The following is a 12,641-nucleotide window of genomic DNA, read 5'->3' as shown; positions in this document are numbered from 1 at the left end:
CCTCTTCTGATGATCCGCCCGGAGTCCCCATGCTCTCCTCGACCCTCGCCGTCATTCGCGAGCCCGACTCGGCCCTGGCCGAGCGGGTGACCCAGCACCTGGACAACCTCACCAAGCCGCCGGGCAGCCTGGGTCGTCTGGAGCGCCTGGCCATCGAGCTGGCGCTGATCCAGGGCGAGGCCCTGCCGCGGGTCTCGCCTCCCGGGGTGCTGGTCTTCGCCGCCGATCACGGGGTGGCGGCGGAGGGGGTCTCGGCCTTTCCCCAGGCGGTCACCGCCCAGATGGTGGCCAACTTCGCCGCCGGCGGCGCGGCGATCAATGTCTTCGCCCGCCAGCACGGGGCGCGCCTGGAGGTGATCGACGTGGGGGTGGCCGGCGAGCTGCCCGCCGAGGTGCGCCAGGCGGTGGTGAACGCCAAGGTGCGCCCCGGCACCCGTAACCTGGCCCGGGAGGACGCCATGACCCGGGACGAGGCCGAGGCCGCCATCGGGGTCGGGATCCAGGCCGCCGAGCGGGCGGTGGCGGCGGGCTGTCGCTGCCTGATCGTTGGCGAGATGGGCATCGCCAATACCACCGCCAGCAGCGCCCTGCTGGCGGTTCTCTGTGACGCCTCCCCGGAGGCCGTGGTGGGGCCGGGGACCGGCATCGACGCCGCGGGCCTGGCCCATAAGCGCGAGGTGATCGCCCGGGCCCTGGGCGCGCGCCGGGTCGAGGCGGATGACCCCCTGGGGGCCCTCGCCGCCCTCGGCGGCCTGGAGATCGCCGCCATGGCAGGGGCCTACCTGGGCGGGGCGGCCCGGCGGGTGCCGCTACTGGTGGATGGGCTGATCGCCACGGCGGCGGCCCTGGTGGCCTGTCGCCTTTGCCCGGCGCTGCGCCCTTACTTGATCTTCGGCCACCGCTCCCGGGAGCCGGGCCACGATATCGCCCTGCGTGCCCTGGCGGCGGAGCCGCTACTGGATCTGGGGCTGCGCCTGGGGGAGGGCAGCGGCGCGGCCCTGGCCTTCCCGCTGCTGGAGTCGGCCTGCCGCATGCTCGCCGAGATGGCGACCTTCGATCAGGCGGGCATCGGTAACGCCCCATGAATGCCCCGGTCTGCCCGCAAGCACTGGATTTCGCCCCGGGCCTGAGCCTGGCGGCGGACGCCCACTGCCTGCACTTCGCCGCCGCCCGGCCCCTGCGTACCCTGAGCAGCGCCCTGGTGGGGGGCGGCCTGGGCTGGCGGCGCCACTTCTGCAACTTCCATGTGGACAAGGCCTATGATGGCCGGGCGCCTGCTAATGACCTGGGCGCCTGGCTGGCCCGGCGCGGCCTGGGCTTGGGTGAGAGCCTGGCGATGATGACCGCGGTGCATCTCGAGCACCTGGCCCTGGTGGCGGGGGAGGGGCTGCTGGTGGCGGTCACCGCCGGGGCCGGCAATGCGGTGGATATCACCGCGCCCCTGACGGGCGACCCGCGGCCGGTGGGCACCATCAATACCCTGGTCTTCCTGGACGCCCACCTGAGCGATGCGGGCCTGGTCAATGCCGCCCTCTCGGCGACGGAGGCCAAGGCCCGGGCCCTCCAGGCCCGGGCGATCCGCGACCCCCACAGCGGCACTCCGGCCAGCGGCACCTCCACCGACTGTTTGGCCGTCGCCGCCACCCAGGCGGGGGAACCCAGCGACTATGCCGGCTCCGGTACGCGACTGGGCCGCGAGCTGGGCCGGGCGGTCTTCGTGGCGACCCGGGACGCGCTGCGGCGCAGCCAGGAGGAGCGCCATGGCTGAGCCGCTCTCTCTCGGGCTGCTGGGGCTGGTGCTGCTGGCCCTGGTGCTGGATCTGATCATCGGCGATCCCCGCGCCCTGCCGCATCCGGTGGTGGGCATGGGGGCGGTGATCGCCCGCCTGGAGCGGGCCTGGAACCGGGGGAACGCCCGGGCTCAGCGCCTCAAGGGGGCGCTGATGTGCGCCCTGGTGGTGCTGGGCACCTTCCTGCTGGCCTGGGGAGGGCTCGCCCTGCTGGCGGCGATTCACCCGGGGCTGGCCTGGCTCGCCGAGCTCTGGCTCTTGGCCAGTTGCCTGGCCATCAAGGGGCTTCGGGACGCCGCCCGGGAGATCGCCGCGCCCCTGAGCCGGGGCGAGCTGCCCGAGGCACGCCGGGCGCTGGCCAGGGTGGTAGGCCGCGATACCGAGCACCTGGACGAGGCGGAGATCAGCCGCGGCGCGGTGGAAACGGTGGCCGAGAACACCGTGGACGGCATCACCGCGCCGCTGTGCTTCGCCCTGCTCGGCGGCGCCCCCCTGGCCCTGGCCTACAAGGCGATCAATACCCTCGACTCCATGGTCGGCTACCGGGACGAGCGCTACGCCGACTTCGGCTGGGCCTCGGCGCGTCTCGACGACGTCGCCAACTGGCTGCCGGCGCGGCTGACCGCCCTGACGCTCTGGCTAAGCGCGTTCTTTATGAAAGGCTTGGGATCGGGGGAGGTGGCTACCCGTGGGGCCCTGGCCGCCACCTGGCGGGAGGCGCCGCGCCACCCCAGCCCCAATAGCGGCTGGCCGGAGGCGATGGTGGCCAATCTGCTGGGGGTGCAGCTGGGGGGCATCAATCACTATCGCGGGCGGGTCTCAGAACGGGCCCGGCTGGGCACGCCCCGCCGGCCGCTGATGGCAGGGCATATCGCCGCCACCCTGCGCCTGATGCATGGCGGCTGGCTGGGCTTTCTGCTGCTGATGGCGGCACTGATCCTGCTCAAGGAGGCGTGGTGAGTCCGGACGTCCCCCCCTCGAATCACTGGCCCTTGCACGGGGGCGAGGCGGCGCCGCTGCTGGCGCGCTTTGGCCTGCCGCCACAGACGCCGCTGCGCGATGTCAGCGCCAACCTCAACCCGCTCGGCCCCCCCGAGTGGCTGCCCGAGTGGCTGGCCGAACGGGCCGCCGACCTGGGCCGCTACCCCGACCCGGACTATGCCGCCGCCCGGGCCGCCATCGCCGCCCACGAGGGGGTGACCCCGGAGCAAGTGCGTCTCACCAACGGCGGCGCCGAGGCGATCTACCTGGCCGCCGCCCTGCACGCCGGCCGGCCCGCCGCCATCCTTGAGCCGGGCTTCGCCGAGTATCGCCGCGCCTGTGCGGCCTATGGACTGTCGGTGCATGGCCTGCCCCTGGCCGCTCCTGATTTCTCCCCCGACCTTGAGGCCCTGGTCGCGGGCCTGGGGGAGGCGGAGGTACTCTTTATGGGGCGTCCCAATAACCCCACCGCGACCCTGGTGCCGTGCCCGGTGATGGCGCGGCTGCTGACGCTCACCGCCGAGCGGGGCTGTACCCTGGTGGTGGACGAGGCCTTTATCGATTTCGTCGGCGACGCGGAGCGGCTGACCCCCTGGCTCGAGCGCTTCGAGCACCTGGTGCTGCTGCGCTCCCTGACCAAGTGGTTCACCCTGCCGGGGCTGCGCCTGGGCTACCTGCTCGCCTCACCGGATCGGGTCACCGCCGCCGGGGCCTTCCAGCCCGCCTGGAGCGTTAACCAGCTGGCCGCCGACCTGGTGGCACCGCTGCTGGCGGATCGCGACTTCAATGCCCGCACCCGGGCCTGGCTCGCCGCCGAGCGACCCGCCATGCAGGCGGCGCTCGGCGCCCTGGGCCTGAGGGTGGTGCCGAGCCGCGCCAACTTTTTCCTGGTGCGCCACCCCCGGGGCGCCGCGGCCACCGCCCGGCTCTTGCCGGCGCTGCTGCGCCGCGGTTGGCTGGCGCGCCATACCCAGGGTTTCGCCGGCCTGGACGGGGGCTGGCTGCGCCTGGCCCTGCGCACCGGCGAGGAGAACCGGGCGCTCTGTGCGGCCCTGGCGGAGGCAATGGAAGAGATCGCCCGAGGAGAGACATCATGATTGCCTTTATCAGCGGCGGAGCCCGCTCCGGCAAGAGCGACTACGCCGAGCGCCTGGCCCGCCAATGGCGGGAGGCGCGGGGCGGAAACCTCTGGTACCTGGCCACCGCCCGGGCCTCGGATGACGAGATGGCCGAGCGCATCGATCGCCATCGACGCCAGCGAGGGGAGGGCTGGGAGACCCTGGAGGTTCCCCTGGCCCTGGATGCCGCCCTGGACGAGGTCGCCCCGGGCGAGACCGTGCTGCTCGACTGCCTGACCCTCTGGGCCAGCCAGTGGCGCTACGGGGGTGGCGGCAGCGATGCCGAGGGCCGCACCCTGCTGGCCTCGGTGCTGACCGAGGCCCGGCAACGCCATATCGCCCTGGTGGTGGTCTCCAACGACATCAACGAGGGAGTGCCCGCCGAGGATGGCGATACCCGCGCCTTCGTGGGCTTCCTCCAGACCCTGCACCGGGACCTGGCCGCCGAGGCGGATCTGGTGGTGCAACTGGTGGCGGGGCTGCCCTGGGTCTGGAAGGGGGAGGGCCCATGAGCTCGACGACGCCATCGACCCCGCCATCGGCCCCGCCATCGACCACGCCCCGGGGCCTGGCCGCCGCCGGTTTCGGCCTGGTGCTGGCGCTGCAGTTCCTGACGCGGATTCCGCTGCCGTTGGCCTGCCCCTGGACCCCGGCCACCCGGCGCTGGGCGCTGCGCGCCTACCCCCTGGTGGGCCTGCTGCTGGGCGGCCTGCTGGCCCTGGCGGCGCTGGCGCTGTCGGGCTGGCCCACGCCGCTGCTGGCCCTGGCGCTGCTCAGCCTCTGGGTGGCGCTCTCCGGCGGCCTGCACCTGGATGGGGTGATGGACCTGGCCGATGCCCTGGGCAGCAATGCCCCCCTGGAGCGGCGCTGGGCGATCATGAAGGATGCCCAGGTAGGCAGCTTCGCCATCCTGGCGCTGATCTTCCTGCTGGCCTGGAAGGGCGTGCTGCTCTGGGCGCTGCTGGAGGCCGGCGTCGCCCCGCTGTGGCTGCTGGGGCCGCCGGCCCTGGCGCGCTTCGGCGCCGTGGCCCTGCTGCGCCTGGCACCGATCGCCCGCCGCGAGGGGCTGGCCTGGACCTGGCGCCAGGAGAGCCGCCACCGGGACCTGGGGCTGTCGCTGCTGCCCCTGGTCGTGCTCTTCTGGTGGCTGCCCGGCGGCTGGCTGCTGCTGATGGCGCTGGCCGCCTTCCTGCTGGCCTTCGCCGCCCTGATGGTGCGCAGCTTTCGCGGCATCAACGGCGATATGCTGGGGGCCGCCATCGAGGGGGGCGAGCTCTGGCTGCTGCTGGTGGCCTGGCTCTGGCTGAGTTCGTGAGACGACAGGAGGGATTCGCATGTCATCGCCTAGCCTGACCCTGGTTGTGGTGCGCCACGGCCTGACCGCCTGGAACCGGAGCGGCCGCTACCAGGGCCACCGGGACATTCCCCTGGATCTCGAGGCGGCCCGCCCGGGGCTCGAGCGCCTGAGGGCCTGGTGGCTCGAGCAGCAGGGGGAGTGGGATGCCATCCACTGCAGCGACCTGACGCGCTGTCGCCAGACCCTGGCACACCTGGCCCTGCCTGGCGCGACACCCTGTTCCGAGACCCGCCCCGAGACCCATTCCGAGACCCGCCCCGAGTCTCAGCCCGAGCCGCGCTTCGATGCCCGGCTGCGGGAGCTGAATTTCGGCGCCTACGAGGGCAAGTGCTACGCCGAGCTCGAGTCGGACCCCGGTTACCGGGCCTGGATCGACGCCCGGGGCGAGCAACCGCCCCCCGGGGGCGAGTCCGCCGGCGAGCTGCGCGCACGGCTCGACGCCTGGTGGCGTGAGCTGACCTGGGATGCCGAGGCCAAGGAGGGCGGGAAGGAGGGCGGCGCATACCGCGCCCTGGTGGTGACCCATGGCGGGGTGCTGCGGGAGCTGCGTCGGCGCTTCGAGGCCATCGACTTCTGGGCCGCCGGCGTCACCCAGGCGGAGGGGCGCCACTTCCACTTCATTCGACACGGAGGCGCCTGGCGATGCGAGTGGTCATCGGCGGTACCCACGCCGGCAAGCGCGACGCGGTAAGGAGCTGGGGCGGGGCGCCGCGCTGGCTCGAGGCCGCAAGCCTCCTCGAAGGCCCGCCGCCCGCCGGAGACCTGGTGATCGATGGCTGGGCGCCGTGGATCGCCGCCCAGTTGGCAGGCGAGGCCGATAACGACCGCCTGCGGGCGCGCCTCGCCCAGGCCATGGACGCCCTGCGGGACGCAGAGCGCCGGACGGGGGCGTCCATCACCCTGATCCTCGAGGAGATGGGGCGGGGCCTCGTGCCCCTGTCGCGCCGCCAGCGGCGCCTGCGCGACCTCAACGGCTGGCTGGCCCAGGACGCCGCGGCCCGGGCCGAGGCGGTCTACTACGTCTGGCACGGCTTGCTAAGAAGGCTTGGCTAAAGCCTTGCAGATGGAATGGCTGAGGGGCGCTGGGGGCAGGACGCCGCGGGGGTTTTTTGCCAGGGATGGCAAAAGTAGCTCCCAGGGAAGGGTTTACAGCGCCCCGCGGCGGCCTGACCGCCAGGATAGCCCCGGGCCTTCAGCGGAAAAGGTAATAACTGGATTGCCTAAGGGCTTGGCTAAAGTCGCTTGTCTGGGCCGCCTCGGGACGTAATAGAATATGGAACTGTTTTTCAATAAGTGGAGCTGAGATGCTGGGACAATTACGACGGTGGGTCGATAACTTTACCCTGACCCTGGTGGGGGTGGTGATCCTGGCCAGCGTGCTGCCGGCCCAGGGGCGCGGGGTGCCCTTCTTCGAGGGGCTGACCGTGGCGGCCATCGCCCTGCTGTTCTTTATGCATGGCGCCAAGCTCTCCCGCCAGGCGATCATCAGCGGCGCCACCCACTGGCGCCTGCACCTGGTGGTGTTCGGCTTCACCTTCGTCGCCTTCCCGCTGCTCGGGGTGCTGGGGCGGCCGCTGATGGAGCCCTGGCTGGGCACGCCCCTGACCCTCGGCATGCTCTACCTCTGCGTGCTGCCCGGCACGGTGCAGTCCGCCATCGCCTTCAACTCCCTGGCCCGGGGCAATGTGCCGGCGGCGATCTGCAACGCTTCCGCCTCCAGCCTGATCGGCATCCTGGCCACCCCCCTGCTGGTGATGCTGATCATGGGCATCCAGGCCACCGGCGAGGGCTACAACGCCGGCGAGGCGGTGCTCAAGATCAGCCTGCAACTGCTGCTGCCCTTCGTGCTGGGGCACCTGGCGCGGCCCTGGATCGGCGACTGGGTGGCCCGCAATCGCCCCTGGCTGAGCAAGGTGGATCAGAGCTCCATCCTGCTGGTGGTCTATACCGCCTTCAGTGCCTCGGTGGTGGGTGGGCTCTGGCAGACCGTGGGACTCGGCCCGCTGCTGGCGCTGATCCTGGCCTGCTGCGTGCTGCTGGCCCTGGTGCTGGTGCTGACCACGGCCCTGGCCCGGGGGCTGGGCTTCAGCAAGGAGGACGAGATCACCATCGTCTTCGGCGCCTCCAAGAAGAGCCTGGCCACCGGGGTGCCCATGGCCCAGGTGCTCTTCGCCGGCAGTGCCCTGGGGCCCATGCTGCTGCCGATCATGCTCTTCCACCAGATCCAGCTGATCGTCTGCGCCATCCTGGCCCAGCGCTACGCCCAGCGTCCCGAGCCGCTGGCCGCGACAAATTGACCTTTGCCTGGTGGATTGCTAGCTTACGCGCACTCTCAGGTGCTGGTGGAAGCCATTTCTACCAGGTAAACGGGAAGTCGGTGCACGGCCTTGCCGCCATTCCGACGCTGCCCCCGCAACGGTGATCGAGTCAAACACCGCCATAACGTCACTGTGCCGCTTGGCATGGGAAGACGGCGGTGCGGAAGGTGCTTAGCCTGGCCCCCGGGCCTAGGCCTTCACTCGTCAGCCCGGAGACCGGCCTGGAGAGGCATGCCGTGTCGCGGTGGGCGACGCCAGGCTGGGGGCCTTGTGGCGCCTTTCCTGTCCTTTCCGCCGTGTCCCGGCCACCATAACGCATGACGCCGTGCGGGTGAGCACGGCGAGCAAGGGACACCCCATGACGACTTCCTTCTCCCCCCGTGGCCTGGCGACCCTGGCCGTTGCCGCCTTGCCGCTAGCACCGCTCTCCCAGGCGATCGCCGCCACGTCCGGCGACAACGACTCGCTCCAGACCCTGAACCCCCTGGTGGTGACCGCCACCCTGGCGCCGCGCACCGCCGACGAATCGCTGGCCTCGGTGACCGTGCTGGACGAGGCGACCCTGCGCCGCCAGGACCCCACCAGCCTCACCGACCTGTTTCGTGGCCAGCCCGGGGTGGATGTCTCCACCAGTGGCAGCTTCGGCAAGAACAGCAGCGTCTTTCTCCGTGGTACCAACAGCGACCAGAATGTACTGCTGATCGATGGCATTCGCCTGCGCTCGGCGACGCTGGGCAGTGCCGCCTGGCAATTCCTCGATCCGCGGCTGTTCCAGCGTGCCGAGATCGTCCGCGGCCCCCGCGGCAGCCTCTATGGCGCCGATGCCATGGGCGGCGTCATTCAGCTCTTTACGCCCGAGGGCGAGGCGGGGGCGCCGACGCCACGCATCTCGGTGGGCGGCGGCTCCTTCGATACCCAGCGTTATAGCGCCAGCCTCGCCGGCAGCAGCGGCGGCACCCGCTACTACTTCGCCGGTAGCCGCTTCGAAACCGATGGGCAGCCGGTGCGCCGCGGCGGTGACGACAAGGGCTATGACAATACCTCGGGCCTGGTGCGGCTCTCTCACACCTTCGATAACGGCGCCGAGGTGGGGGTGCTGGCGCTGCGGGCCCGGGGAACTACCGAGTACGACGAGAGCGGTTCCCTGGCTACGACGGATTATGTTCAGCAAGTGGCGGGGATCTACGGTGAGCTACCAGTCACTGCCAACTGGCGGAGTCGCTTGACCCTGAGCGAGGCGCGTGATGAGAGCGACAACCACTTCTATGACTCCATTCTCGATACGCAGACGCGAACCGCTCGCTGGGAAAATACGCTTGGCGCAGGTGCCCATGAGTTTATCGTCGGTGCTGAGTACCTGAACGATAGCGTTGCAGGCAGCATTACGGGAAGCATGCCTTGGGATGGGCCCTACGACGTAGAGGGGCGGGATAACAAGGCCATCTTTACCCAAGCACTGCTCGATTTCTCTCCCTTCGCGGTACAGGCCAGCCTGCGATATGACGATAACCAAGCCTATGGTGAAGAGGTAACCGGCAGCCTGGCCCTGGGCTATGACCTGGACGCCTACCATACCTTGAGGGCCAGTTATGGCACTGCCTTCAAGGCACCGACGTTTAATCAGCTCTACTGGCCGGGGTTTGGTAACCCTGACCTAGAGGCCGAGACGTCGACGTCCTATGAACTCGGTGCTCGTGGTCAGTATCGCCACTATTTCTGGGATCTGGCGCTATATCAGAGTGATATCGACAACCTGATTTCTGGACAGAATGGCGGAGCAACGAATGTGCCGACTACGCGGATTCGCGGCGTCGAGCTTTCCGCTGGTGCCGAGGTTGCCGACTGGAACCTGGCCGCGGCCCTGACCTATACCGATCCGGAGGATCGCGAGACCGGTAACCGGCTGGCCCGACGCGCGTCACAGAGTCTGCGTCTGGATGCCGATCGTGCGCTGGGCGACTGGTCCCTGGGGGGCTCCTGGGTCGTGCAGAATCACCGCTATGACGATGCCGCCAACGAAGAACGGCTTGCCGGCTTCGGCCTGGTCAATCTGCGCGCCGGCTGGGAGTTCGCGCCCCTGTGGTCGGCCCGCCTAACCCTGGAGAATGCTTTGGATAAGGAGTATGTCACGGCGAGATTTTTCGACGGTGATGACTACCTCAATGCCGGTCGCGCCGCCTTCCTTAGCCTGCACTTCGGTGGCTAATGGGTAAGCGACTGCTGGCAGCCCTGGCGCTGCTCCTTGCGGGCGCGGTTCAGGCCGGCGAGCGCTGCGCCGTCGATGATCGGGGCCGGGAGGTGTGCCTGCCGGCCCCCGCCGAGCGTATCGCCGCCCTGTCGCCGGGGGCCACCGAGCTGGTCTATGCCGCCGGGGCCGGCGAGCGGGTCGTCGCCGTGGTGGCCTATAGCGACTATCCCCCGGAGGCCCGCCAGGTGGCCTCGGTGGGCAGCCATACCCGGGTCGACCTGGAGCGGCTGCTGGCGCTCGCTCCCGACCTGGTGATCGGCTGGGTCACCGGCAACCCGGCGGAGCAGCTCGAGACCCTCGAGGCCCTGGGCCTGCCGGTCTTCTATATCGAGCCACGCACCCTCGAGGGCGTGGCCACGGCCATCGAACGCCTCTCGCGCCTGGCCGGCAGCGAGGCGGCGGGGGAGGTCGAGGCGGCGCGCTTTCGCGACGGCATGGCGGAACTCGCCGAGCGCTACGCGAATGCCGCGCCGCTGTCGGTCTTCTACCAGGTATGGGACGAGCCGCTGATGACCATCAACGACGACCACCTGATCGGCCAGGTGCTCTCCCTGTGCGGCGGCGTCAATGTCTTCGGCGAGCTCGACCGGCTGGTGCCGCGCCTCGACGAGGAGGCGGTGCTGGCCGCCGACCCCGAGGCGATCCTCGCCGGCGGCATGGGCGAGGAGAACCGCGCCTGGCTGACTCATTGGGAGCAGTATCCGGCGCTCACCGCCGTGGCCCGGGACAACCTCTTCTTCGTGCCGCCCTCGCTGATCCAGCGCCCCACGCCGCGCCTGCTGGAGGGCAGCCGGCTCTTCTGCGAGAAGCTCGAGGTGGCCCGGTCTCGTCGCGAGGCGAGTCCCTGATGGTGACCCTGGCGCGCCCCCTGGGGGGCCTGGCCCTGGCCGCCCTGGCGGCCCTGATCCTGTCGGTGGCACTGGGCAGCGTGACCCTGCCACCGGGCGAGATCCTCGCCGTCCTGCGCGGCCAGGGCAGCCCGCTGGCCCAGACCCTGATCCTCGAGCTGCGCCTGCCCCGCTCGCTCTCCGCCTTCGCGGTGGGCGGGCTGCTCGCCGTGGCCGGCGCCCTGATGCAGGTGCTGCTGCGCAACCCCCTGGCCGACCCCTATGTGCTGGGGCTCTCCGGGGGCGCCTCGGTGGGGGCCCTGGCCGCCATGCTGGCGGGCGTCGGCGGCCTGGTGGTCTCCGGCGGTGCCTTCGCCGGGGCGCTGCTCTCGACCCTGCTGGTGTTCGGCCTGGCCCATGGTCGCGGCGGCTGGACCCCGGCGCGGCTGCTGCTCACCGGGGTGGTGGTGGCGGCCGGCTGGGGGGCGATGATCACCCTGATGCTGGCGGTGACCCCCGCCGACCGCCTGCCCGGCATGCTCTACTGGCTGATGGGGGACCTCGCCTATGCCCGTGCGCCCTGGCCGCCGCTGGCCCTGCTGCTGGTGGTCTGCCTGCTGGTCATGCCGCTGGGGCGCAGCCTCAATGTGCTGGCCCGGGGGCCCCTGCAGGCCGCCGCCCTCGGCGTCTCGGTACGCCGCCTGGAGTGGGGCATCTACCTGGGGGCCAGCGCCCTGACCGCCATGGCGGTAACCAGCGCCGGCAGCATCGGCTTCGTCGGCCTGGTGGTGCCGCATATGCTGCGCCTGCTGCTGGGCAACGATCAGCGGCTGATCCTGCCCGCCTGCGCCCTGGCCGGCGGCACCCTGCTGCTGCTGGCGGACACCCTGGCGCGCACGATGATCGCCCCCGAGCAGCTGCCGGTGGGGGTGATCACCGCCCTGCTGGGGGTGCCGACCTTTCTTTACCTGCTTTATCGGAGCCAGTGATGAGCCGTCTCGAGGCCCGCCAGTTGGTGATCGATATTCCCGGGCGTGGCGACGGCCGGGCCCTCGACGTGTGCATCGAGCCGGGCCAGGTGTGGGGCGTGCTGGGGCCCAATGGCGCCGGCAAGACGACGCTGCTGCATACCCTGGCCGGCCTCAGGGCCCCGCGTTCGGGGCAGGTGCGCCTCGACGACCGGCCGCTGGCGGCGTTGGGCCGTCGCCGGGTGGCGCGCCAGCTGGGGCTGGTCTTCCAGGAGCGCCATGATGGTTTCCCCGCCACGGTGCGCGAGACCGCCCTGATCGGCCGCCACCCCTACCTCTCGCCCTGGCAGATGGAGGGGGCCGAGGAGCTGCGCCTGGCCGAGGCGGCCCTGGAGCGGCTCGATATCGCCCACCTGGCCGACCGCCTGGTGGGGACCCTCTCCGGCGGCGAGCGCCAGCGCCTGGCCATCGCCACGGTGCTGACCCAGGCCCCGGCCTTGTGGCTTGCCGACGAGCCCACCAACCACCTCGACTTGCACCACCAGACCGAAGTCATGGCGCTGCTCGCCGGCGAGGCCCGCCAGGGCAGGGCGGTGATGATGTGCCTGCACGACCTCAACCTGGCCGCCCGCTGGTGCGACCACCTGCTGCTGCTCTACCCGGGCGGCGAGGCGTGCTGGGGCCCGGCGGAGGCCATGCTGGAGCCCGCGGCCCTGGAACGGCTCTACGGCCAGCGCCTGGCCACCGCCTGGGTCGACGGGGCCCCGGTCTTCGTGCCCCTGAAATAAGGTTCATCGCACTTACAGGTAGGCTGGGTAGCTATTCCCATAGTGGGCCTGGTTGGCCACTGGTGCTGGGAGAGGCTCTGGGGTTGTGGGAGTTCGGGTTCCCCGAACGATTGGGCGACGCAGTCGCCCTTGGGTGCCGGTCAGGATCGCCCTGCGGCCGATATCGCGCGGAACCGGGACGCCGGACCGCCGCGCTTGTATGTTTGAAGGAGACCCAGAACGGGCAATAGTGAGAAGGCTTGTCGG

At 70.8% G+C, this 12,641-nt stretch carries 13 protein-coding genes and 1 riboswitch; all 13 genes read left to right on the top strand.

The annotated features are described in order from the left end of the window. Window positions 1-29: 29 nt before the first annotated feature. Window positions 30-1,085 (top strand): nicotinate-nucleotide--dimethylbenzimidazole phosphoribosyltransferase, encoded by a 1,056-nt coding sequence (gene cobT / locus IHD13_RS11505; protein ID WP_195861192.1) that lies wholly within the window; start codon window positions 30-32, stop codon window positions 1,083-1,085. Beyond that, window positions 1,082-1,768: an adenosylcobinamide amidohydrolase gene (locus IHD13_RS11500; RefSeq protein WP_195861191.1), complete on the top strand. Its 687-nt coding sequence runs from the start codon at window positions 1,082-1,084 to the stop codon at window positions 1,766-1,768. The genes cobT and IHD13_RS11500 overlap by 4 nt, the downstream gene beginning before the upstream one ends. Beyond that, on the top strand, window positions 1,761-2,750 hold the full coding sequence (cbiB, locus tag IHD13_RS11495; protein ID WP_195861190.1) for an adenosylcobinamide-phosphate synthase CbiB: 990 nt from the start codon (window positions 1,761-1,763) through the stop codon (window positions 2,748-2,750). The genes IHD13_RS11500 and cbiB overlap by 8 nt, the downstream gene beginning before the upstream one ends. Next, window positions 2,747-3,868, top strand: coding sequence for a threonine-phosphate decarboxylase CobD (gene cobD / locus IHD13_RS11490; RefSeq protein WP_195861189.1), 1,122 nt, complete (start codon window positions 2,747-2,749; stop codon window positions 3,866-3,868). The genes cbiB and cobD overlap by 4 nt, the downstream gene beginning before the upstream one ends. Next, window positions 3,865-4,401, top strand: coding sequence for a bifunctional adenosylcobinamide kinase/adenosylcobinamide-phosphate guanylyltransferase (locus IHD13_RS11485; protein WP_195861188.1), 537 nt, complete (start codon window positions 3,865-3,867; stop codon window positions 4,399-4,401). Before cobD ends, IHD13_RS11485 begins: the two co-directional genes overlap by 4 nt. Window positions 4,402-4,457: 56 nt before the next feature. Then, entirely contained in the window at window positions 4,458-5,204 is a 747-nt protein-coding gene (gene cobS / locus IHD13_RS11480; RefSeq protein WP_195861236.1) for an adenosylcobinamide-GDP ribazoletransferase, read from the top strand. Between the two features lie 19 nt (window positions 5,205-5,223). Beyond that, window positions 5,224-5,937 carry a histidine phosphatase family protein gene (locus IHD13_RS11475; RefSeq protein WP_195861187.1) on the top strand — a complete coding sequence of 238 codons (714 nt, stop codon included), beginning with the start codon at window positions 5,224-5,226 and terminating at the stop codon, window positions 5,935-5,937. Then, entirely contained in the window at window positions 5,889-6,299 is a 411-nt protein-coding gene (locus IHD13_RS11470; RefSeq protein ID WP_195861186.1) for a bifunctional adenosylcobinamide kinase/adenosylcobinamide-phosphate guanylyltransferase, read from the top strand. Before IHD13_RS11475 ends, IHD13_RS11470 begins: the two co-directional genes overlap by 49 nt. 251 nt (window positions 6,300-6,550) lie before the next feature. Then, window positions 6,551-7,543: a bile acid:sodium symporter family protein gene (locus IHD13_RS11465; RefSeq protein WP_195861185.1), complete on the top strand. Its 993-nt coding sequence runs from the start codon at window positions 6,551-6,553 to the stop codon at window positions 7,541-7,543. Window positions 7,544-7,563: 20 nt separating this feature from the next. After that, window positions 7,564-7,803, top strand: a riboswitch (cobalamin riboswitch). Window positions 7,804-7,922: 119 nt separating this feature from the next. Then, window positions 7,923-9,770, top strand: a complete 1,848-nt coding sequence (locus IHD13_RS11460; RefSeq protein WP_195861184.1) for a TonB-dependent receptor domain-containing protein — start codon at window positions 7,923-7,925, stop codon at window positions 9,768-9,770. After that, window positions 9,770-10,660 (top strand): cobalamin-binding protein, encoded by an 891-nt coding sequence (locus IHD13_RS11455; protein ID WP_195861183.1) that lies wholly within the window; start codon window positions 9,770-9,772, stop codon window positions 10,658-10,660. The genes IHD13_RS11460 and IHD13_RS11455 overlap by 1 nt, the downstream gene beginning before the upstream one ends. Next, complete coding sequence (locus tag IHD13_RS11450) at window positions 10,660-11,628, top strand: FecCD family ABC transporter permease (protein ID WP_195861182.1); 969 nt, start codon at window positions 10,660-10,662, stop codon at window positions 11,626-11,628. The genes IHD13_RS11455 and IHD13_RS11450 overlap by 1 nt, the downstream gene beginning before the upstream one ends. Next, the gene (locus IHD13_RS11445) at window positions 11,628-12,395 is read left to right on the top strand and encodes an ABC transporter ATP-binding protein (RefSeq protein ID WP_195861181.1); all 768 of its coding nucleotides are present in this window, start codon (window positions 11,628-11,630) and stop codon (window positions 12,393-12,395) included. The genes IHD13_RS11450 and IHD13_RS11445 overlap by 1 nt, the downstream gene beginning before the upstream one ends. Window positions 12,396-12,641 lie beyond the last annotated feature (246 nt).

The sequence above is a fragment of the Halomonas sp. 328 genome, assembly GCF_015645095.1.
Taxonomy (GTDB): Bacteria; Pseudomonadota; Gammaproteobacteria; order Pseudomonadales; family Halomonadaceae; genus Bisbaumannia.
This window is presented reverse-complemented; position numbering and strand designations above follow the sequence as displayed.

Coding starts and splice junctions, on each gene's coding strand:
- cobT (WP_195861192.1), top strand. CDS start 30: ATGCTCTCCTCGACCCTCGCCGTCATTCGCGAGCCCGACTCGGCCCTG.
- IHD13_RS11500 (WP_195861191.1), top strand. CDS start 1,082: ATGAATGCCCCGGTCTGCCCGCAAGCACTGGATTTCGCCCCGGGCCTG.
- cbiB (WP_195861190.1), top strand. CDS start 1,761: ATGGCTGAGCCGCTCTCTCTCGGGCTGCTGGGGCTGGTGCTGCTGGCC.
- IHD13_RS11485 (WP_195861188.1), top strand. CDS start 3,865: ATGATTGCCTTTATCAGCGGCGGAGCCCGCTCCGGCAAGAGCGACTAC.
- IHD13_RS11475 (WP_195861187.1), top strand. CDS start 5,224: ATGTCATCGCCTAGCCTGACCCTGGTTGTGGTGCGCCACGGCCTGACC.
- IHD13_RS11470 (WP_195861186.1), top strand. CDS start 5,889: ATGCGAGTGGTCATCGGCGGTACCCACGCCGGCAAGCGCGACGCGGTA.
- IHD13_RS11465 (WP_195861185.1), top strand. CDS start 6,551: ATGCTGGGACAATTACGACGGTGGGTCGATAACTTTACCCTGACCCTG.
- IHD13_RS11460 (WP_195861184.1), top strand. CDS start 7,923: ATGACGACTTCCTTCTCCCCCCGTGGCCTGGCGACCCTGGCCGTTGCC.
- IHD13_RS11455 (WP_195861183.1), top strand. CDS start 9,770: ATGGGTAAGCGACTGCTGGCAGCCCTGGCGCTGCTCCTTGCGGGCGCG.
- IHD13_RS11450 (WP_195861182.1), top strand. CDS start 10,660: ATGGTGACCCTGGCGCGCCCCCTGGGGGGCCTGGCCCTGGCCGCCCTG.
- IHD13_RS11445 (WP_195861181.1), top strand. CDS start 11,628: ATGAGCCGTCTCGAGGCCCGCCAGTTGGTGATCGATATTCCCGGGCGT.